Here is a 20,281-nt window from a genome sequence, read left to right as displayed (position 1 = left end):
GGCTACGTCGGTGCGGCTCGGGGTCCGCACGCCCTCCATTGACGGGAGGTCGATGGAGCGGCCGGGGTAGACCGAGTGGGTCAGCAGCCAGGGTGCGCCGGCGCTCTGTCGCTCCCAGACGCCGAGCTGCCGGGTGTCTGTCGAACCCGAGACGCCGGTGGTGACCACGAACCTCATCGGGTACGCCGTGAACTCCGGCGCACCGACCACCGGGTCGGTGAACGTGAACGGCTTCTCCAAGGCCTTGCCGGCCGCATCCAGTTTGCGGCCGATCTGGTAGCCGGCGAGGGTCTGGGCCAGCGTCGGCTCGGCCTCGATGGTGGCGGCCAGCTTGTTGTCGCGGGTCCGGTTGGCCTTGTTGTTGAGCTCGCTGTACTTCGTCACCACGGCGGTGGCGTCGGCGATCGTGACAGCGGGCCGGCGGTCGGGGACCGTCAGGTTGTTCTTCGGCGGCATCAGGCCACAGCTGGTTGCCGTAAGCAACAAAGCGCCGCTGGCCAGCAGAGCGGCCGTCCGCTTCACCGCCTCATCACTCTTCGTGAACTCCGGCGACTCCACCAACGGCAACGTCTCCGCAGGCGGCATGGGAGCGGACGGAGTGGGAGCCGCCGGGGTGAGAGCGGGCGGCGTCGGAGGGGGTGTCGGCTGCGTGGTGAGTGCGGCGGCCGGCGTGGTGGGGGCGTTCGTCGAGGGAAGGGTCGCGCGCGACTTCGCCTTGGCGACTGCCGCAGGCGTCATGAACATCGGCGCCGACCGCAACGGCTGCACACCTGGAATCGGTCGGGAGGGCCGCGCCGACCGGACCGGAGCCTCGGTCTGGAGCTGAGCCGACGAACTCGCCTTCGGCTGGGCGATCACCGCCAGCCGCTCCGTCGCCTCATCCGTCACCGGCCGCACCTCAGGAGCCCGGTACGCCGGAACGTCGTCCACCGGGCCTGCGTTCGGGGCAAACGGGTTGGTGTCGCGGGCCGACGTACTGGCGCCGTGAAGCCGCGTACGAGGGCCGGTCGCCGCACCCGGTGCGGTTGCCGTGCCCACTGTGGTCGCGGTGCCCGACGCGGTTTCCGAGTCTGCTGCGGTCGCCATGCCCAATGCAGTCGCCAGTCTCGGCCCGGGCGCCGCCCCTGCTTCGGCCCCCATGCCCAGCGCGGTCGTCCCTGTCGGCGGGGTGAGTGCTATTGCGGTGGACAGGGGGACGACTGGCTCGTCGGCGATGTGGGAGGACGGGCGGCGGAAGGCGAGGGCTATGCCTAGGGCCAGGGAGGCGATGCCGGCGCCGAGGATGAGCAGGCTGATGCCGAAGGAGCGGTGTAGCTCGATCCCGAAGCTGACGTTCGCGTCGACTGCGGGGGTGCCGTCGGCGTTCATCACGACGACCGAGTAGCGGCCGTCCTGCATCGGCCAGGCGATCGATTGGTTGCCGTTGCCCCCTGACTTCGCCACCCACCAGTCCAGGTCGCCGGGCGGCGTCAGTTTGTGCTCGAAACCGCGCATGGTCTGCGTGCTGATCGTGGACGGCACGTCGTACCGGATCACGCGGGTGTGGGCGGCGCCGTTGAGGTAGTCGGTGACGTCGAGGTCCTGCGCGATACCGACGAAGACCGGCTTGGACCCGGTGACGCTGACGCGCAGGGTCGGGCCGTGCCGGTCGAGCAGGTCGGGTGCGGTGACCACGGCGAGGCCGTCACTGGTCAGTGACCGGCCTCCGGTGGAGATGGTGTTGTCCGGACCGACCAGCCAGAACGCGGCCGCGGCGCCGGCGATGCCGACGACCAGGCCGATCAGGGTCAGCAGCAGGCCCAAAGCAGTGCGGGCGAAACGCATCAAGAGCTCCCGTTGGTACGACGAGCCCGGCCCGCGGACGGGGGACCGGGCAGCGGGCTCGGCCGCGGGGCCCGTCGGGATCCCCGTACTCCACCCGTTGCCGTACCTAACTGACGGCGCACGGATCTGTTACGATCCGGTCAATAGTGAACGGCCATTCGTAAACGCCGGAGCCTGTGGTCGTCAACCCGGGAGGACTGTGTGGCGCGTCCGCGGCTGGTCGACGACGACGCGATCCTGGACGCGACTCGCCTTGTGCTGGCCGAGGTCGGTCCGGCGAAACTCACACTGGCCGCCGTCGGTGCCCGGGTCGGCCTGGCGCCCCCGACGCTGATGCAGCGCTTCGGCAGCAAGCGCGGTCTGTTGCTCGCATCAGCGGCTCGCGAGCCGCAGCTGGTGCTCCGCGCGGCCGCGACGGCAGAGGAGGCCAACACCTCCCCGCTGGCAACCCTGTACGACGTCCTGTCGACGGTCGGCCTTGCCCAGCTCGACGTGTCTGATCCGGAGTTCCGCGAACACGCCCTCGCGCACTCCGCCGCCATCGTGAACAGCTGCGCCCGCTTCTACCGAGCAGCAGTCGCAGCCGGCGAGCTCCGCGCGGAGACCGACGTACCGGCTCTTGCGCGGCACACGCTGGTCTGTTTCATCGGAGCACTCCAGGTCTGGGCGGTGAACGGCTGGGGCGAGCCGTCCATCTTCCTCACCGAGCAACTCGACCTGATGCTCGCGCCCTACCTACTCAGGGCTTGACGGCCAGTACGGCGCCGATCAGGCGTCCCCACGGGGTCACTTCTTCGGCCTCGTCGGTGGGCCGCCATTGGGAGGCCGGGACCAGTCCCGGCGGAAGGACCGTGAGGCCCTCGGGGAGAAGACCGAGGATCTCCTCGTCGGTGCGCCAGCGACCGCGACCGATGGACTGCTGGACGACCTCCTGCAACTGGATGCTGCGCGGGTCGTCCGCGCTGCGGAAGTGGCTGACGAAGAAGTAGCTGCCGGAGGGCACCCGGTCGTACCAGAACTGGACCAGCTCGGCCGGGTTCTCGTCGTCGTTGAGGTGGTGCAGGATCGCGCTCAGGATGATGCCGACCGGCTTCTCGAAGTCGATCAGCGCGCGGGTGTCCGGGCTGTCGTAGATCGACTTGGGCTCGCGGAGGTCGGCCTGGAAGACGACCGTGTTCTCGTTCTCGGCGAGCAGGGCGCGACCGTGGGCCAGCACGATCGGGTCGTTGTCGACGTAGACGACCTTGGACTCGGACGCGTACCGCTGGGCGACCTGGTGCACGTTCTCCGCGCTCGGCAGGCCGCTGCCCAGGTCGAGGAACTGCCGGACCGGAGTGGTCTCGACGATCTCGCGGATCGCCCGGATCAGGACGGCCCGGTTGTCGATCGCGAGCGCCGGGGAACCCGGCATCTCACTGACGATGTGGTCGACGAGCGCGCGGTCGACGGCGAAGTTGTCCTTGCCACCGAGCATGTAGTCATAGGCGCGGGCGATACTCGGCGTACTCAGGTCGATTCCTGGGATCGCGTTCTCTTCGCTGTCCTGGGGTACTTCGTCGGCCATTACGGCAGTCCTTCCGGTCCCTTGGCGTGCAACTGCCGTCACTCTATGTGGAGCCGGGCGTCGACGCACCGGCGGGAACCCGGTGATCTTTCGGGTACGGCGGCGTTTCGGCCGGGGCCGGAAACTTCCGGGCCGCGAGAGAGCGGATGTCAGAACATTTGCCGGCCGATTCGAACGGGCACGGCACGGGCACGACCGAACCCCGAAAGAACACAACGCCAGGGAGGAGGACATCCTCGACCTGGCGTTTTCTCGTGGAGCGGGTGACGAGAATCGAACTCGCACTGTCAGCTTGGGAAGCTGATGTTCTGCCATTGAACTACACCCGCGAGTCGCCGTTCAGGCGAGCGGAGAAAGCATAACCGATGGGTGGGGGCACCGGCACGGCGGGTCCGGCGCGCCGGACCGAGGCAGTTGTTGCGCGGTCAGCGGAATGCGCCCAAGAAGGTGGCCGAACGCATCGAAAAGGCGGCCGAAACGGTTTGCGCGGGGGGTTCCGGGGCAGTTTTCCACAAAGGGCACGTCCAAGGACTGGGCATGCCCGTCATCTTCTGGCAGATTAGAACGCGTTGCCGGGGGCAACATTCGACGCAACGTGAGGATGCGGTCCTGGCCGGGACCGGACAAGATGGTTGCGGGGCAACTGGATGAAGGGGTGAACGGTGGCAACAGACACGAGTGACGCGCTGGAGAACCTGGAGAAGGAGCTCGTCACGTTGGCACGGCGGCTGCGCGGTCTGCAGCGGACGCTGTCCGACGAGGCGCATCCGGACCTGGAGCCGGCGCAATATGCGTTGCTCAACCACGTCGAGGAGCTGGCGCCGGTGCGGATGGCCGACCTGGTCGCTGCGCTCGAGGTGGACAAGGGACCGGTCAGCCGGGCCTGTGCGCGACTCGAGGAGGAGGGCCTGCTGAAGCGGGCCGCCGACAAGACGGACGCCCGGGCGACGCTGCTGACGCTGACCGCGGCCGGCAAGCGCAAGCTCGCCTCGGCCCGGAAGAAGCGGCACAAGGTGATCGACGACCTGCTCAAGGACTGGTCGCCGGCCCAGGTGAAGACCTTCGCCACCCAGGTGTCGAAGTTCAACAAGCTGTCCGACTAGTTCGTTGCCTCAGGCATAGGACTGGGGTCTCGCCGGGGAGCTGAGGGCTCCGGACGATCCACGACCGGCCGCCTGGGACGACGGTTGAACTGGGCGCAGAGCAGCACGCTTGCTACCGTGCATCCGTGCTGCTCTCCGACCGCGACATCCTGTCCGAGCTCGACGCCAAGCGCGTCCAGCTGGAACCCTTCGACGCTGCGATGGTGCAGCCGTCGAGTGTCGACGTACGGCTGGACCGGTTTTTCCGGGTTTTCGAGAACCACCGGTATCCGCATATCGACCCTGCCGAGGAGCAGCCCGACCTGACCCGTGAGGTCGAGCCGGAGGGTGACGAGCCGTTCATCCTGCACCCGGGCGAGTTCGTGCTCGGGTCGACGTACGAGATGGTGACGCTGCCGGACGACGTCGCTGCCCGGCTGGAGGGCAAGTCCTCGCTGGGGCGGCTCGGCCTGCTCACGCACTCGACCGCCGGCTTCATCGACCCGGGCTTCTCCGGGCACGTGACGCTCGAGCTGTCCAATGTCGCGACGCTGCCGATCAAGCTCTGGCCAGGCATGAAGATCGGCCAGCTCTGCTTCTTCCGGCTCTCCTCACCGGCCGAGCACCCGTACGGATCGTCCAAGTACGGCTCCCGCTACCAGGGCCAGCGCGGCCCGACGCCGTCGCGCTCCTACCAGAACTTCCACCGCACCGACATCTGATCCCGGTACGACGAAGGGCCCCGCCAACCCGGCAGGGCCCTTCGCATTGCGCAGTGATTCAGGCAGTCGGCTTCATCGCGATCAGGATCTTGTCGATGTCGTAGTTGTCGGCCTTGTCGTTCTGCAGGTACGTCGCGCCGTACTCGTTGATGGCGGTCGGCGACGGCGTCCCGAGCTTCGGGTTGAACTGCGACAGGTCCGAACCGAACTTGCTGCCGACGTCATCGGTCGGTACGCCGGTCGTCGGGGTCTCGCTGGTGCCGTCGGTCGGCGTGCTGCTCACCGACGGGGTCGTGCTCGGGTTCGTCGAGGGCTGCGGGATGTCGGCGCCGGTCTTGGCGTCGAGCATCACCGGCTGCTCCTGCGCGTGCCCGTACGCGACGCCGTGGAAGGCGCCGGTGATGACGGGCACGACCCGGCTGGCCGAGTTCTTGTTGTAGCCCCAGACCTTCTTGCCGGTGGCGTCGTCGATGCCGATGATCTCGTCGGTGCCGCCGTTCTCGCCGGTGGTGCAGACGACGGCGGTCGCCTGGTCGCCGAGACAGGTGTAGGTGTAGGCCTTCTCGGTGCCCAGCGTCGTCTTGATCTGTCCGACCAGCGCGCCGGTCGCGATGTCCACGGCGTACAGACCGCTGTTGTAGGTGTAGACGGTCGACTTCGGGTTCGGTACGTACGCCGAGCCGTTGAAGTAGGCGTGCTTGGTGCCGCTTCCCTCGGGGGTCAGGTAGTCCATCTTGGTGGGGATCTGCTTGCTGACCTTGCCGCTGGCACCGTCGAAGACCACGATCGTGCCGTCGTGCGCACCCTCCTGGTTGCGACCCTTCGCGCCGACGACCGTGCCGTTCAGTACGGCGGCCGGGGCGATGAACGGAGTGATGGTCGCCTTCTGCGTCTTCGGGTCGGCGAACACGGTGAAGTCGCTGCTGCCGTTCTTGCCGCCGTCGGAGCTGTTGGCGTGCAGGCCGATGGCGACCTGGCCGGTGGCCGGGTCGTACGCCTGGGAGCTGACGTCGCCGGCGGTGGTGCCGGGCCCGAACTTCGCGGTGAAGTCCGTCGTCACCTCGGCGACCTTCTTGCCGTCGGCGGCGTCGATCCACTGGATGACGAGCTGGCCCTTGGCCTTCTGGGTGCCGTTGCCCTTGTCGATCTGGCTGTAGGCGATCACTGCGACGTCCTTGCCGTCGAGCTCGACCGGCATCACCTCGCTGTGGTCGGCGACGGTGATCGTGTCGGTCTTCTCGGTGGCGAGCACGGTCCACGGGTCGCGCTGTCCGGCGATGTGGCGGCCGGTGAGACCGGACTTGCCGGCGACCAGCGCGGTCTGGCCGACCATTCCCGCCGAGAGCGTGCTGTCCTCACTCTTGCCGTTCTCGATCGGGACGCCGTACGCCGCGACGGGCGTGAGGCCCTTGGGCGGGTCGAAGGATGCGACCGGCGGGGGCGCGGGAGTGGTCGGTGTGTCACCGCCACCCTTCGGTGCGTCGCTGCCCTTGTTGTCGTCCTTGCCGCCGCAACCGGCGACCAGGATCAGCAGGGCGGCGGCGGTGGCGACGGCCTTGGCTGTCGGACGCTGCATCGGTGCTCTTCTCCCCAAGTCAAACGAAGTGATCGCCTGAAACCTAGCAGCGTCCCTGGGGCCTGATCGCGGTTATCCACAGGCGTTGCACGAAGCTGCAACACAAGAGGTCAGCGCACGACCGAGAGGCCGGTACCGCGGTGTTCGGGGCGGGCGTGCCGGCCCTGCGGCGCCGGGGTGGTCAGCGGCTCGAGCTTGTCGGCCAGCCGGCGCAGGGCGATCGCCAGGCCGTGCCGGGGACCGCTGTCGGTGGTCTGGTGCTCGTTCAGCAGGGCGCGGGTCTCGGCGGCCTGGACGTGCTCGGCGACGCGGTAGCGGGCCACCTCTTGGTGTTCGGTGATCATGTCCGTACTCCCCTCAACTGTTTTTGGCCCTTAGCTGGTTAGGCCCTTAGCTGTTTTTGGCAGTGCTTCGCCCAGGTCCCGCCGGACCGATGCCGGCGAGACCTCCTGGAGGCGTGGTTCAGACCTTGACGACGGTGATGTCGCCGGTGACCGTGCGGGCCCGCAGAGTCAGCGAGCGAGCGCCCGCTTCGGGCTTCTCGCCGGGCTGCAGCTCGCAGCGGATCCGGCCGGTGACCGTCTTCAGGTCCAGGTACGTCGGGATGCCGTCGGGAACGCCGACCCGGACATCGCCGTTGGCCGTCTCGGCCTGGATGCTCGGCCCGTCGGCCACCTCGACGGTGACGTCGCCGGAGCCGGAGGTGGCGACCGAGTGGTCGCGGATCCGCTCGATGGTGATGTCACCCGAGCCGACCTTGACGCTGGCCGGTCCGGCCGCGTCACCGATCCGGACGTCGCCGGAGCCGGTGCTGAGCCCGATCGTGTTGCCGGCCTCGCCGATGTCGATCGATCCCGAGCCGGTGCTGCCCTTGGCGACGCCGGACACATGCGAGACCCGTACGTCGCCACTCCCGGTGCTGACTGCCAGGTCGCCCTCGACGACCTCCAGGCGGATGTCACCGGAGCCGGTCGACAGCCGAGCGGCACCGACCGGAACCTGAGCGGTGATGTCACCCGAGCCGGTCTTGGCACGCACGTCCAGGACGGCCGGTGTGGAGATCCGGAGGTGGATCTCGGGGCCGCGGCGGGTGTCGAAGCGCCGGCCCTTGCGGAGCTCGACGATCAGCTCACCGTCCTCGAGGGTGTAGACGACGTCATCCTCGGAGCCGTCCTCGACCTCGAGGTCGACGATCGTCTGCGTGCCTTCGGCAGGGACCAGCAGGACCTGGCCGGAGCCGATCTCGATCCGCGCCCGGGTGAGCTCGCCGTCCTCGGCGATCAGCTGACTCGTGAAGCCGCTCACTGTGCCCACCCCTGGAAGCGCTGGCTCGGGCCGCGCTCACCACGGCGGCGGTCCTTCTCCTCGCGGCGACGCTCGCCCTCGGCGCGGCGGTGGTCACGCTCACCGCGACGCTCGTCACGCCGGCCGCGCTCGGGACCGAAGACGCCGTTGTCGCCGAAGGGTCCACCGGGACCGAACACGCCGTCCGGGCCGAAGACACCGTCGGGACCGAGCGGACCGTCGGGGCCCAGCGGGCCGTCCGGGCCGAACATCCCACCGCGCGGTGCGCGCGGGGGCCGCGGCGGACGCGGCGGGCCACCACGGCGGCCGCGGTCGCTCAGCGACATCATCACCGTGCGCATCAGCCACGCGTTCGAGGAGATGCCCTCGGCGGTCGCGGCCTCGTCGACCTTGTTCTTCACCGACATCGGCAGCCGCAGCGTGATCCGCGCGGTCGGCTCGTCGGCCTCTGGGGTCAGGTCGTTGACCTCGGAGTCGTTGTCGTCGTCCAGTACGTCGTCCGTGTCGTCGGGTCCGGTCAGCTGGCTCGGAGCCGGCGTGACCACGAACTCGGGACGGCCACCGGCCATCCGGAGCTCGACCGAGCCGGGGGACAGCTCACGGCTGATCTCCCCGGCGGCGTCGGACAGGGCTGAGATGAGGGCCAGGCGGCCGGCGTCATCCAGCGTGGCTCCGAGGCGCTGGGCCACGGAGCGAGTTTGGTCGTCGGCCAGGGCGGTTGCGTTCTCCACGCTCCGCCGGACCGACTCGAGATAGGGATCAAGTTCCATGACGCCAACTATGACGTCATCGTGACGTCACTGTCAACCCCATCTGATGTCAGTGCGGTGTCACGGGGGCGTCAGGGGCAGAATGGGTAGCACCGAAACCATGGAGGAAACGTGTCCAGAGGAGTACTCGTGACCGGCGCATCGCGCGGGGTCGGAGCCGCCGTAGCCATGGCGTTCGCGCAAGGCGGTGACCGCGTGGTGCTGCACTGCCGTGGCGCGGTCGAACGTGCCGAGGAGGTCCGCGCGAGCCTGCCTGGTGACGGGCATGCGGTGGTCGCGGCCGACCTGGGCGATTCGGCCGCAAGCCCTTCCCTGGTTGAGGAATCGGCCCGCCTGCTGGGGCGCATCGACGTACTGGTGAACAACGCCGCGCTGTACGTCGAGGAGCCGGTGGCGGGGTCGCGGCGGCTCGGGCATCCGCTGGCAGAGACGCCGTACGACGAATGGGTCGCGGCCTGGCGGCGGACCCTCGCGGTCAATCTCGAAGGGGCTGCCCACGTGACGTGGTGCGTGGCCCGCCACATGCTCGACGTCGAGCCGGCAGACGGTGTACGGCGGGGTGCAGTCGTCAATGTTGGTTCGCGCGGCGCCTACCGCGGTGAGCCGGACGTACCGGCGTACGGGGCTGCCAAGGCGGGATTGCACGCTCTCGGCCAATCCCTTGCCGTCTCGTTGGCGCCACATGACATCACCGTGACGTCAATCGCGCCCGGATTCATCGCCACCGACCTGACCGCCGGCATGCTGGACGGTCGCGGCGGCGACGCGATCCGAGCCCAGAGTCCCTTCGGCCGAACCGCCACCGCCGAGGAAGTGGCCGCAGCCATCCATTGGCTCGCCTCTTCCCCGGCCGGCTGGTCCTCCGGCGCCGTCCTCGACTTCAACGGCGCCTCGTACCTGCACTGATTCAGCTGCCGTAGACCTCCAGTTCGACGATCCGGGAGTAGGTGTTGCCGTTGCCGGCCAGGCAGAGGATGCGTACGGCGTCCGTCTGGACCGGATCGAACGTCGACACGACGTGGCCGAGGGTGTTGCCGCGGACCTGGGCCACGGTCTGCCAGTCGCCGGTGCCGCTGCGGACCTGGACGTCCCAGTCGCGCAGGCCGTTGGTCGCGGCCGGCCACTGCGCCGTGTCGAGGGTGTAGAGCTCGACGCGGTTGATCGTGGTCGGCGCGGCCAGGGTGACGGCGTAGTTGTCCGGGAAGACGGCGCGGGTGCCGTCGTTCCAGCCGGTCAGCGTGTCCCAGTGCGCGGAGTCGTGGTCGCCGTCGACCCCACCGCAGACCGCGAAGTTGCCGTGCGTCGACGAGGCAGTGGCCTGTTCGCCGAGCGCCACGTTGCTGCCAGGACCCTTTGCAGGCAAGGGATTCACGGTCACCGGCACCGTCACCTTGGAGCGGTCGACCTCGAGCTCGATCGAGTAGTTGCCGGGCTGGGTATCGCGGGGAACTCGGACCTCGACCGGCGCGGAGACCGGCTGGTCGGGGTCGACGGCCGGGAGCCAGGACGAGAACAGTTCGCGGGACAGTTGCAGCGGACCACGTGGATCCAGCGTGAGGTCGGCGTACCGGTCCTCGGCTCCGGTGTTGGTCATGGTGAGCGTCAGGTTGCCCGGGAAGCAGGGCAGGCCGACAACGCTCAGTTGCGTGGGTTGCACCGACACCTGTACGTCGGTCCGCGGCGGCGCGCCATTGGTTGCCTGGGGCAACGCAATTGCTGCCGCGACCGCCGTCCCGAGGGCGACGGCCGATTGCCATCGAATCGTCATCGCTGTCTCCTCAGAGGATCTGGATGCCCGGGCGGTTGTCCTCGACGAGGAGCTTGGCGCGGGTGCTGACGGTGCCGTTCGGGATGCTGACCTTGTCGACCACGCGGTAGTCGGAGATCCAGCGCTGCGGGGTGATGCTGCAACTCACGTATCCGCGCTGGAAGTTGCCGAACTTGATGTGCGGGTTCTCCTTCATCAGCGTCACGCCGCCCGGGTCGAGGTCCATCCCGTCCATCGCGGACGAGATCGACGTACCGACGAACTCGGTGCCGACGGTCGGTGAGTCGGGGTTCGTGAAGTCCAGCTTGAGGTCGGACGCCACGCTGCGGTGCAGGTCGCCACCGATCGAGACCAGGTTGCGGAGCTTGCGCTCGTAGGCGGCGCCGAGGATGCGGTTGCGGGACGCTTCGTAGCCGTCCCAGGTGTCCATCGGGACCAGAACCTCGGGGCCTTCCTTCACGTCGAGGCGGGCCAGCGCGTTCTGCTGCGCGAGCACGTTCCAGCGCGCTGGCGAGGCCGCCCAGCCGTCGAGCAGCCACTTCTCCTGAGCGGCCCCGGTGATCGAGCGAGCGGGATCCTTGGTCTCCGGGCCAGGCGCCTTCGAACCGTCGCCGTACGCCTGGTCCGAGCGGTACTGCCGGGTGTCGAGGACGCTGAACTCCGCCAGCCGGCCGTACTTGATCCGCCGATAGAGCTGCATGTCCGGGCCCTTCGGCAACTGCGCGAGCCGCAGCGGCATGTGCTCCCAATACGCGCGGAAGGCGTTCGCGCGCCGTACCAGGAACTGCGCGGGCGGAGCGCTCGGATGCGCCTCGTCGGCCCAGTTGTCGACCACCTCGTGGTCATCGAGCGTGACCACCCAGGGCGCGGATGCGTGGGCCGCCTGGAGGTCAGGGTCCATCTTGTACGACGCGTAGCGGACGCGGTACTCGTCCAGGGTGACCGTCTGCTGCGTCATCCAGGGCTCGTTCGAGTGCGGCCGGATGCCGCGGTCGATACCGAACTCGTAGATGTAGTCGCCAAGGAAGAACACCACGTCGTGCTCGCGCTTGGCCATGTCGGCGTACGCCGTGTACCAGCCTTCCCACCATGCCTGGCAGGACGCGAAGGCCAGCGACATCTCGTCGACGACCGCGTTCGGCGCCGGCGCGGTCCGGGTCCGGCCGACCGGACTGAGCTTCCCGTTCACGCGGAAGCGGTACCAGTACTCCCGCCAGGGACGCAGCCCGCGGACATCGATGTGTACCGTGTGGCTCGCCTCAGGCCGGGCCTGGGTCGTGCCCTGCCGGACGATCCGCCGGAACCGCGGATCCTCGGCGACCTGCCACCCGACCTCGACCGGACGACGATTCATCCCGCCGAACGGCGTCAGCGGATCCGGCGCGAGCCGCGTCCAGATCACCACCGCATCCGGCAACGGATCCCCGGACGCCACACCGAGCGTGAACGGATCCCGCCGGTCCCCACGACCGGTAGCCCCAGCCAGCGCCTGCCCCACCCCAGGCAGGTCGCCGGCCAGCGCCAAGGCCGCCGCGGCTCCGGTGACAGTCAGAAAGCCTCGTCGAGTACTACCCACACGCACGCTCATCGGCACCAACCCACCCGATCATCCGCCGGTGAAAACTTCCGCGGCAGGTAGGTTTCTACCTGCCTAACGCCACGTTACGAGAAGTTCTCACACATCAGCGTGAAATGACCGATTCCGGACTTCGTCGGCGCGGGAGTCACCTTGAGCACCCACCAACCATCCGCCACCCCGCCAAACGGTTGAACCGTGCTCAACGTCGCCCGGCCAGCACACCTTGAGCACTCCTCAACCACCGTCCGGCCGCACACATGGTTGACCCGTGCACAACGTCGTACCAGCTCGTGTGGAGAGCCCTTAACCAACCGGCTTTGGCACTGAGCCGACAGACACCCCTACCCGCGCTTGACCGAAGACAGCAGGAGCTGGGCGACGTCCTGGACCTCTACCTCTTCGCGGGCCGACCCGTCGGCCTGCTTGGCGGTGAGGCCGTCGGAGAGCATCACTCGGCAGAACGGGCAGCCGGTGGCGATCTTGTCGGCGCCGGTTTCGACGGCTTCGGTGGTGCGGTTGACGTTGATCCGGGTGCCGACCTTCTCTTCCATCCACATCCGGGCGCCGCCGGCACCACAGCAGAACGACTTGGTCTTGTTCCGCGGCATCTCGGCGTACTCGGCGCCGGGGATGATGTCGAGCAGTTCGCGCGGGGCGTCGTACACCTGGTTGTGCCGGCCGAGGTAGCACGGGTCGTGGTAGGTGATCTTCTGGCCGTTGAGTGTGCTGTCGGCGGGGGCGACCGGGGTCAGCTTGCCCTCGCGGACCAGGCGGTTGAGCAGCTGGGTGTGGTGGATGACGTCGAGCTCGACGCCGAGCTGCGAGTACTCGTTCTTCAGCGTGTTGAAGCAGTGCGCGCAGGTGGAGACGACCTTCTTCGCGCCGGTCTCCTTGAAGACCTCCGCGTTCTGCATCGCCAGCTGCTGGAAGACGAACTCGTTGCCGGACCGCCGGGCCGGGTCACCGGTACACGTCTCACCATCACCCAGTACGGCGAACGTCACGCCGGCGATGTTGAGCAGTTCGGCCACGGCCTGCGTGGTCTTCTTCGCGCGGTCCTCGTAGGCGCCGGCGCAACCGACCCAGAACAGGTACTCGACCTCGGCCAGCGTCTCGACATCGGTGCCGACCTGCTTGACCTCGAACGGCAGGTCCTTGGCCCAGTCCATCCGGCCGGACGGGCTCATGTTCCACGGGTTGCCCTTGTTCTCCAGGCCCTTGAACAGCCCGTTGAGCTCGGACGGGAACGACGACTCGATCAGCACCTGGTAGCGGCGCATGTCCATGATCGCGTCGACGTGCTCGATGTCGACCGGACACTGCTGCACGCACGCGCCGCACGACGTACAGGCCCAGAGCGCTTCTTCGTCGATGACCGCGACATCGGCCGGACCGACCAGCGGCTTCTCCTGCTCGTCGAGCACCAGCTGCGACAGCGACTTGCGCTCGTCGTCGGAGGAGGCCAGCAGGTACGGCGCCTTCGCGTACGCGTGCTCGCGCAGGTTCATCATGATCAGCTTCGGCGACAGCGACTTGTCGGTGTTCCAGGCCGGGCACTGCGACTGGCAGCGACCGCACTCGGTGCACGTGGTGAAGTCGAGCAGGCCCTTCCAGGTGAAGTCCTCGACCTTGCCGACCCCGAGCGCCGCGTCCTCGTCGAGCTCGTCGATGTTCTCGAAGTCGATCGGCTCGCCCTTGACCATGATCGGCTGCAGCGCACCGAGCGCCGTACCGCCGGCGGCCTCGCGCTTGAACCAGATGTTCGGCCAGGCGGTGAAGCGGTGCCAGGCAACCCCCATGGTCGCGTTCAGCGAGATGGTGATCATCCACGCGAAAGAGATGATGATCTTGATCATCGCGACCAGGTAGACGGTGTTCTCGAGCGTGTGCTCGGACAGGCCGCCGAACAGCGCGTCGCCGACGAACCACGTGCTCGGGAAGTGGAACTTGCTGCCCGCGCCGAGCGCGTACTCCAGGCCGCGCAGCAGCACGATGGAGACCAGTACGCCGAAGATCGTGTACTCGACGTAGTACGCCTGCCAGGCCCGCGACCCGAAGAACCGGCTGTACCGGCCCTCGGAGCCCCGCGGCAGGTGCCGCAGCCGGATCGCCATCAGACCGATGATCGAGACCAGACCGGTCCAGGTCAGGAACTCACTGACCCACTCGAAGACGAACCAGTGCCCGATGATCGGCAGCGCGTAGTGCGCGTCGAACAGCTGCCCGAACGCCGTCACCAGGCTGAGTACCAGCCCGAGGAAGCCGAACGCGACGAACCAGTGCAGGACGCCGATGTGGCTCCACTGCAGCATCCGGGTGTGGAGGAGGGTCTCCTTGGCCAGCGTGACGCTGCGCTGCCCCGGCTGGTCGGTGCGGCCAGGTGCCGGCTGCCCCAGCTTGATGACGGACACGATGTGCCCGATCGTCTTGCCGAACAACGCGACGCCGACCAAGGCGATCGCGAGCGACACGATGATGGCGAGGATCTGCATACCAGCGATGTTATTGGTTGGTTACTGGTGAGTCATGGCGATGCGGCAATCGTCACGCCAGCGTGTTCCGTCTCACTAGTGGCGCACAGGGCACCCTTAGGTCGCCCTAAGTAGCGACTCAGTCGACCAGGCGGTCCAGTCGCGCGGCCACTGCGGCGCGGCGCGGGTCGTGGGTGGGGAGGCCGGTGTTCAGCACCTCGAAGATCTCCAGGTCCTCGGCGCCGGTGGCGGTCTGGGAGAAGTGCCACAGCAGCTCGGTATCACCGGAGTCGAGCACGCTGCGCCGGACGGTCGCGTCCAGCTCATCGCGCTCGGCGCGGACAGCCGGGGCATCGGAACGCGCGAGCAGCGGGCCGGTATAGAGGTCGACCGCAGTCCGCAGATCACCGCCGCGCAGTGCCTTCTGTACGTCGGTCACGTCGCCGGTGACATCGGCGATGATCCGGTAGGGCTTCGTGTCGAGGACCCCGCCGCCGAGCAGATTCCGCAGCCGGTGCATCTCGGCGCGGACAGTCGTCGGGTTCCCCTCGTCGCCGTACAGCTGGAGCATCAGTTGCTCGGCAGTCAGTCCGGACGGGTGCAGTAAGAGAAGAGTCAGTACTTCGGCCCGCCGCAAGGTGAGCGCGATCTCGCGGCCGCCGACCACGGCGAGCGGTTGGCCGGCGCCGAGCAGCTGCAACCGCAACGACGGTCGGGTACGGCGGATCGCCGTACCGGGGATGCGGAGCAGGTAGCCCTCGTCGAGCTGCTCGATGAGGCCTTCGCGGCCGTCACCGAGGTCGATCCGGTCGGTGTCGGCCGGCACGATCAGGCGGTCCGGCAGCCATTCAAGCGGCTGTACGGCGAGCACGCGGCCGGACGGGGTGAGCAGCGCACCCGGCGAATCGCCTAGCGCGACCAGGTGCTGCATGTTGCGAGCGCGAAGCATCTCGTCGGACGCGGCCATCCGGACCCGTAGTTGTCCCTCGGCGAGCTGGGCGGCGGCCGTCACCAGCGCGACCATCGCGGGATGGACAGTGCGCAGTGGTCCCGAGACGTCGACCGCTCCGAGCAGCTTGCCGGTGTCCGGGTCGTGCACCGGGGCGGCCGCGCAGGTCCACTCGTGGATCCGGCGAACGAGGTGCTCGGCCGAGTGGATCTGCACCGGCCTTCCGACGGCGAGCGACGTACCCATGCCGTTGGTGCCGATCTGGTCCTCGGACCACACTGCCCCTTCCGACAACGCGATCCGATCGGCCTGACGCCGTACAGCGGCTGATCCTTCGCGCCACAGAATCATCCCCTGGGCGTCGGTGATGATCATGATGTGCGACGCCTCGTCGGCGATCGTGGTCAGCGTCTGCCGCAGCACCGGCAGGACCGCTTGCAGCGGATGGTTGGCCCGGACCGCCTCCAGTACGTCGTTGTCGACGACCACCGGGGGAGCGTCCAGCTCGGGGTCGACCGCAGCCGCCAGCGACCGCTGCCACGACTCCGCGACCAGTCGGCGGGGTGCTCCGGGCACACGGTGGCCACCGAGCACTTCGTCGTACAGCGCACTCAACCGGCGCGCCTCATCCGCCGCGTCCATCGCCTCACCTCGAGCCTCACACCGCATGCAACGTCGGTGCAACGTCGCCCTCCGTAGATTCCGCCTCAGGTATCCCGAGGAGGACCTATGACGATCTTCGCAGCTCCTGGGCAGGATGGCAGCCCGGTGACCTACAAATCCCGCTACGACCACTTCATCGGTGGTGAGTGGGTCGCACCCGCCAAGGGCGCGTACTTCGAGAACCCGTCGCCGATCACCGGCGAGAACTTCACCGAGATCGCCCGCGGTACGGCGGACGACGTCGAGCGCGCCCTCGACGCCGCCCACGGTGCCGCGCCGGCCTGGGGCCGCACGTCACCGGCCGAACGCGCCAACGTGCTGAACAAGATCGCCGACCGGATCGAGGCCAACCTCGAACTGCTCGCGGTCGCCGAGAGCTGGGACAACGGCAAGGCCGTGCGGGAGACGCTGGCCGCCGACATCCCGCTCGCGATCGATCACTTCCGGTACTTCGCCGGGGCGTTGCGGGCTCAGGAGGGGTCGGTCTCGGTGATCGACGACGACACGATCGCCTACCACTTCCACGAGCCGCTCGGCGTGGTCGCGCAGATCATCCCGTGGAACTTCCCGATCCTGATGGCGACCTGGAAGCTGGCTCCGGCGCTGGCTGCCGGCAACGCCGTCGTACTGAAGCCGGCCGAGCAGACCCCGGCCTCGATCCACGTGCTGCTTGAGCTGATCGCCGACCTGATCCCACCCGGTGTGCTCAACGTGGTCAACGGTTTCGGCGTCGAAGCCGGCAAACCGCTTGCCTCTAGCAACAGAATCGCCAAGGTCGCGTTCACTGGTGAGACCACGACCGGCCGGCTCATCATGCAGTACGCCTCGGACAACATCATCCCGGTGACGCTGGAGCTCGGTGGCAAGAGCCCGAACATCTTCTTCGACGACGTGGCGAACGCCCGGGACGAGTTCTACGACAAGGCGCTCGAGGGGTTCACGATGTTCGCGCTGAACCAGGGCGAGGTCTGTACCTGCCCGTCGCGGGCGCTGATCCAGTCGTCGATCTACGACCAGTTCCTCGGCGACGCGACCGCGCGCACGCAGGCGATCAAGACCGGCAACCCGCTCGACACCGACACGATGATCGGTGCGCAGGCGAGTAACGACCAGTACGAGAAGATCCTCGCCTACATCGACATCGGCAAGGCCGAGGGCGCCAAGGTGATCACCGGTGGCGAGCGGTCCGACCTCGGCGGCGACCTGAGCGGCGGGTACTACATCCAGCCGACGATCTTCGAGGGCGACAACAAGATGCGGATCTTCCAGGAGGAGATCTTCGGCCCGGTCGTCTCGGTGACCCGGTTCGACGACTACGCCGACGCGATGAAGATCGCCAACGACACCCTGTACGGGCTCGGGGCCGGCGTCTGGTCGCGCGACATCAACACGGCGTACCGGGCCGGTCGCGAGATCCAGGCCGGCCGCGTCTGGACGAACTGCTACCACGCCTACCCGGCGCACGCGGCGTTCGGCGGGTACAAGAACTCCGGCATCGGCCGCGAGAACCACAAGATGATGCTCGACCACTACCAGCAGACGAAGAACCTGCTGGTCAGCTACAGCCCGAACAAGCTCGGGTTCTTCTGATCGTGGTCGTCGAAAAAGTGCGCTTGAGTGAGGCTGCGGGGGATCTGCTCCGCAGCCTTACCGAGACCCACGGGCCGCTGATGTTCCATCAGTCCGGTGGGTGTTGTGACGGCAGTTCGCCGATGTGTTTCCCGGAAGGCGAGTTCCGGGTCGGTCCGGCCGACGTGCACCTCGGCGACCTCATGGTCGAGGGGCTCGAGCAGCCGATCGGCTTCTGGATGGCCGCCGATCAGTACGAGTACTGGAAACACACGCAGCTCACTGTCGACGTCGTGAAGGGGCGCGGCAGCGGCTTCTCGGTCGAGGCGCCGGAAGGCGTCCGCTTCCTGATCCGCTCCCGCCTCTTCACCGACACCGAGTCCGAAACCCTCGGCCTCCTCTGAAGCGAGTGCCGACCGTCCGGTGGCGTTGCCGGACGGCCGGCACTCTTCAGAGATCCAGTACGGCGTTGTAGATGGCGGTGCTGTCGGAGCCTGGCAGCGCGTCTTTCAGGCGGAGGATCGTGCGTTGCTGCTCTGCGGTCGCCGAGGCGATCCTCTGAGCGTGGTCGGCGTGGGGGCGGTCGATGACGTGTAGCCAGAAGGTCAGGTCTATCTTCCAGGTCGTGGTGTGCAGTACGGCGTAGTACCGCTCGTCGGTGATTGCCGGGGTGGGCCGTCGGTCCCCGCGTTCGTCCTGGAAGTCGATGGACTGGATCTGCACCCTGTTTGCGAGTGTGGTCAGGCCGGTCAGCACGGTTGCCGTGGTCGCGTCCGGGGCGTCGAACATGACGTCCAGATCGCGGGTCACCATCAGCCCGGATCGCGCGCTGCCGATCATCGTCGGTTGCCAGGGGAACGCCGTACCGAGGTCCAGTCGGTCGAACAGCTCATGAGCTTCGGATTGCAGGGCGTGGGCCCGGTCGGCGAGGGACATGCGTCCATTCTCCGGAAAGTCGCGGGGAATCCTTCAGTATTTTCCCGATCGGGCAAAACGCCGTCCTGACGCGGAAAATCGGGGGTCTTCGGGCCGGGTGTCACGGGTCGTCCCGTGACATTTGTCAGAGGCGTAATCGCTGGCACCGAATCCCTTGCCGGGCGGACGATTTCGAGCACCATCCACTGTCGGTCACCGCCCTTCCGACCAATCTTTTCGGGGCGGTGGCCTGCCCATCCGAGGAGTTCTGTTGAGGCAACGGATTCTCGTCACCGCCCTGGGCGCCGGCGCACTGGCCGTCGCGGGACTGACCGCACCTGCTGGGGCCTACGCGGCCCCGATCACCCCCTACACCGCCGGGAAGCACGCGGCGCAGGTGTGTTCGGCCGCCAAGGCCAAGCACACCGCGAGCTGCCACGCGATCAAACTGGTCGCGAGCAACGGCGTCACCCCCGCGGCAACCGCCCCACCGGCCACCGGTCTCACCCCGACCGGCCTGCGGGACGCCTACAAACTGAACGGACTGAGCGCAGGCGGCCGGACCGTCGCGATCGTCGACGCGTACGGCTACCCGAACCTGGAGCGCGACCTCGGCGTCTACCGCTCCCAGTTCGGCCTGTCCGCGTGTACGACGGCCAACGGCTGCCTGAAGATCATCAACCAGACCGGCGGGACCACCCTGCCGACGTTCAACGCCGGATGGGCCGGCGAGCAGGCACTCGATGTCGACGCGGTGTCGGCAGCCGCGCCGGACGCGAAGATCCTCGTCGTACAGGCCAAATCCGCCAGCTTCGCCGACCTCGGTACGGCGGTCCAGACGGCCGCCAAGCAGGCCGGGGTGGTTGCCATCTCCAACAGCTACGGCGGTGGCGACGCATCCGACAGCGACTACGGCACGTACTACAACCACCCTGGGATCGCGGTGACCGCGTCGACCGGTGACGACGGCTACCAGGGCGGCAGCTACCCGGCCTCTTCGTCGTACACAACGGCTGTCGGCGGTACGTCGCTCGTTGCCGCGAGCAACACCCGCGGCTGGAGCGAGACCGTGTGGGACGGCGCCGGCTCCGGCTGTTCGACGTACAACACCGCGTTGAGTGCGGCCGCGTCGTTCGGCACCGGCTGCTCGAAGCGGGCGATGGCCGACGTGTCAGCCGCGGCCGATCCGGGCAAGGGCGGGATGGCGATCTACTACCCGACCAGCAAGACCGCGTCGACCTGGGCGCAGTTCGGCGGGACGAGTGAGGCGGCGCCGATCATTGCCGCGGTCTACGCGCTGTCCGGCAACACCACCGGCTACGCGAACGCGTTGCCCTACGCACACCCGGGCTCGCTGTTCGATGTGACCATCGGCAGCAACGGAAGTTGCCCCACCACCCAGTGGTGCAACGCCCGCACCGGCTGGGACGGACCGACCGGACTGGGTACGCCGAACGGAGCAGCCGCGTTCTGAGCACCACTGAACGAGCGGCCGGGCCCCTACCGCGATGGGGGTCCGGCCGT

Annotated in this window: 18 protein-coding genes and 1 tRNA gene; 7 read left to right on the top strand and 12 right to left on the bottom strand. The window is 68.0% G+C overall.

Annotated features, from left to right (window positions below; translation table 11 throughout):
- A partial coding sequence (locus E1261_RS11920; RefSeq protein WP_202874642.1) for a DUF8094 domain-containing protein occupies window positions 1–1,824 on the bottom strand: 1,824 nt, incomplete at its 3' end.
- Window positions 1,825–2,025: 201 nt separating this feature from the next.
- On the opposite strand from E1261_RS11920, the gene E1261_RS11915 reads away from it, so the two are divergent.
- Window positions 2,026–2,574 (top strand): TetR/AcrR family transcriptional regulator, encoded by a 549-nt coding sequence (locus E1261_RS11915; protein ID WP_165952457.1) that lies wholly within the window; start codon window positions 2,026–2,028, stop codon window positions 2,572–2,574.
- On the opposite strand, the gene E1261_RS11910 is transcribed toward E1261_RS11915, so the two are convergent.
- The gene (locus E1261_RS11910) at window positions 2,564–3,388 is read right to left on the bottom strand and encodes an SAM-dependent methyltransferase (protein ID WP_165952456.1); all 825 of its coding nucleotides are present in this window, start codon (window positions 3,386–3,388) and stop codon (window positions 2,564–2,566) included. The genes E1261_RS11915 and E1261_RS11910 overlap by 11 nt on opposite strands.
- Before the next feature lie 255 nt (window positions 3,389–3,643).
- Window positions 3,644–3,717 (bottom strand) — tRNA-Gly (locus E1261_RS11905).
- Between the two features lie 333 nt (window positions 3,718–4,050).
- Between E1261_RS11905 and E1261_RS11900 the strand changes: the two genes are divergently transcribed.
- Together E1261_RS11900 and dcd are read left to right on the top strand one after the other, a co-directional pair.
- The gene (locus tag E1261_RS11900) at window positions 4,051–4,491 is read left to right on the top strand and encodes a MarR family winged helix-turn-helix transcriptional regulator (RefSeq protein WP_132405819.1); all 441 of its coding nucleotides are present in this window, start codon (window positions 4,051–4,053) and stop codon (window positions 4,489–4,491) included.
- Window positions 4,492–4,616: 125 nt separating this feature from the next.
- Entirely contained in the window at window positions 4,617–5,192 is a 576-nt protein-coding gene (gene dcd / locus E1261_RS11895) for a dCTP deaminase (RefSeq protein WP_132405817.1), read from the top strand.
- A 58-nt stretch (window positions 5,193–5,250) separates the two neighbouring features.
- Here the strand turns inward: dcd and E1261_RS11890 are convergent, their stop codons facing one another.
- The 4 genes from E1261_RS11890 to E1261_RS46840 all read right to left on the bottom strand — a co-directional run bounded on the left by E1261_RS11890 (window position 5,251) and on the right by E1261_RS46840 (window position 8,843).
- Window positions 5,251–6,768, bottom strand: coding sequence for a PQQ-binding-like beta-propeller repeat protein (locus E1261_RS11890; protein ID WP_132405815.1), 1,518 nt, complete (start codon window positions 6,766–6,768; stop codon window positions 5,251–5,253).
- Between the two features lie 110 nt (window positions 6,769–6,878).
- Window positions 6,879–7,112, bottom strand: a complete 234-nt coding sequence (locus E1261_RS11885; RefSeq protein ID WP_132405813.1) for a hypothetical protein — start codon at window positions 7,110–7,112, stop codon at window positions 6,879–6,881.
- Window positions 7,113–7,230: 118 nt separating this feature from the next.
- Window positions 7,231–8,073, bottom strand: a complete 843-nt coding sequence (locus tag E1261_RS11880) for a DUF4097 family beta strand repeat-containing protein (RefSeq protein WP_238176156.1) — start codon at window positions 8,071–8,073, stop codon at window positions 7,231–7,233.
- Window positions 8,070–8,843: an Arc family DNA-binding protein gene (locus E1261_RS46840; protein ID WP_132405809.1), complete on the bottom strand. Its 774-nt coding sequence runs from the start codon at window positions 8,841–8,843 to the stop codon at window positions 8,070–8,072. The genes E1261_RS11880 and E1261_RS46840 overlap by 4 nt, the downstream gene beginning before the upstream one ends.
- Window positions 8,844–8,972: 129 nt before the next feature.
- Here E1261_RS46840 and E1261_RS11870 point away from each other — a divergent pair, with 129 nt between their 5' ends.
- Window positions 8,973–9,749 (top strand): SDR family NAD(P)-dependent oxidoreductase, encoded by a 777-nt coding sequence (locus tag E1261_RS11870; RefSeq protein ID WP_238176155.1) that lies wholly within the window; start codon window positions 8,973–8,975, stop codon window positions 9,747–9,749.
- Window position 9,750: 1 nt separating this feature from the next.
- Here E1261_RS11870 and E1261_RS11865 read toward each other — a convergent pair whose 3' ends face one another.
- The 4 genes from E1261_RS11865 to E1261_RS11850 form a co-directional block, all read right to left on the bottom strand.
- Entirely contained in the window at window positions 9,751–10,611 is an 861-nt protein-coding gene (locus tag E1261_RS11865) for a galactose-binding domain-containing protein (RefSeq protein WP_202874641.1), read from the bottom strand.
- Window positions 10,612–10,621: 10 nt separating this feature from the next.
- Window positions 10,622–12,199 (bottom strand): alkaline phosphatase D family protein, encoded by a 1,578-nt coding sequence (locus E1261_RS11860; protein WP_132405805.1) that lies wholly within the window; start codon window positions 12,197–12,199, stop codon window positions 10,622–10,624.
- 332 nt (window positions 12,200–12,531) lie between these two features.
- On the bottom strand, window positions 12,532–14,682 hold the full coding sequence (locus E1261_RS11855) for a (Fe-S)-binding protein (protein WP_132405803.1): 2,151 nt from the start codon (window positions 14,680–14,682) through the stop codon (window positions 12,532–12,534).
- Between the two features lie 118 nt (window positions 14,683–14,800).
- Window positions 14,801–16,252, bottom strand: coding sequence for a helix-turn-helix domain-containing protein (locus E1261_RS11850; RefSeq protein WP_132405801.1), 1,452 nt, complete (start codon window positions 16,250–16,252; stop codon window positions 14,801–14,803).
- Window positions 16,253–16,339: 87 nt separating this feature from the next.
- Between E1261_RS11850 and adh the strand changes: the two genes are divergently transcribed.
- Window positions 16,340–17,863 (top strand): aldehyde dehydrogenase, encoded by a 1,524-nt coding sequence (gene adh, locus E1261_RS11845; RefSeq protein ID WP_132405799.1) that lies wholly within the window; start codon window positions 16,340–16,342, stop codon window positions 17,861–17,863.
- 23 nt (window positions 17,864–17,886) lie between these two features.
- A complete protein-coding gene (locus E1261_RS11840; RefSeq protein WP_238176154.1) occupies window positions 17,887–18,246 on the top strand; it encodes a DUF779 domain-containing protein in 360 nt (119 codons plus the stop codon).
- A gap of 46 nt (window positions 18,247–18,292) precedes the next feature.
- Here E1261_RS11840 and E1261_RS11835 read toward each other — a convergent pair whose 3' ends face one another.
- Entirely contained in the window at window positions 18,293–18,778 is a 486-nt protein-coding gene (locus E1261_RS11835; RefSeq protein ID WP_132405797.1) for a hypothetical protein, read from the bottom strand.
- A gap of 250 nt (window positions 18,779–19,028) precedes the next feature.
- Here E1261_RS11835 and E1261_RS11830 point away from each other — a divergent pair, with 250 nt between their 5' ends.
- Entirely contained in the window at window positions 19,029–20,231 is a 1,203-nt protein-coding gene (locus E1261_RS11830) for a S53 family peptidase (RefSeq protein ID WP_202874638.1), read from the top strand.
- Window positions 20,232–20,281 lie beyond the last annotated feature (50 nt).

Source organism: Kribbella albertanoniae, assembly GCF_004348455.1.
Classification (GTDB): domain Bacteria; phylum Actinomycetota; class Actinomycetes; order Propionibacteriales; family Kribbellaceae; genus Kribbella; species Kribbella albertanoniae.
The sequence above is the reverse complement of the archived record's forward strand: the minus strand, read 5'-3'. Positions and strand labels throughout refer to the sequence as shown.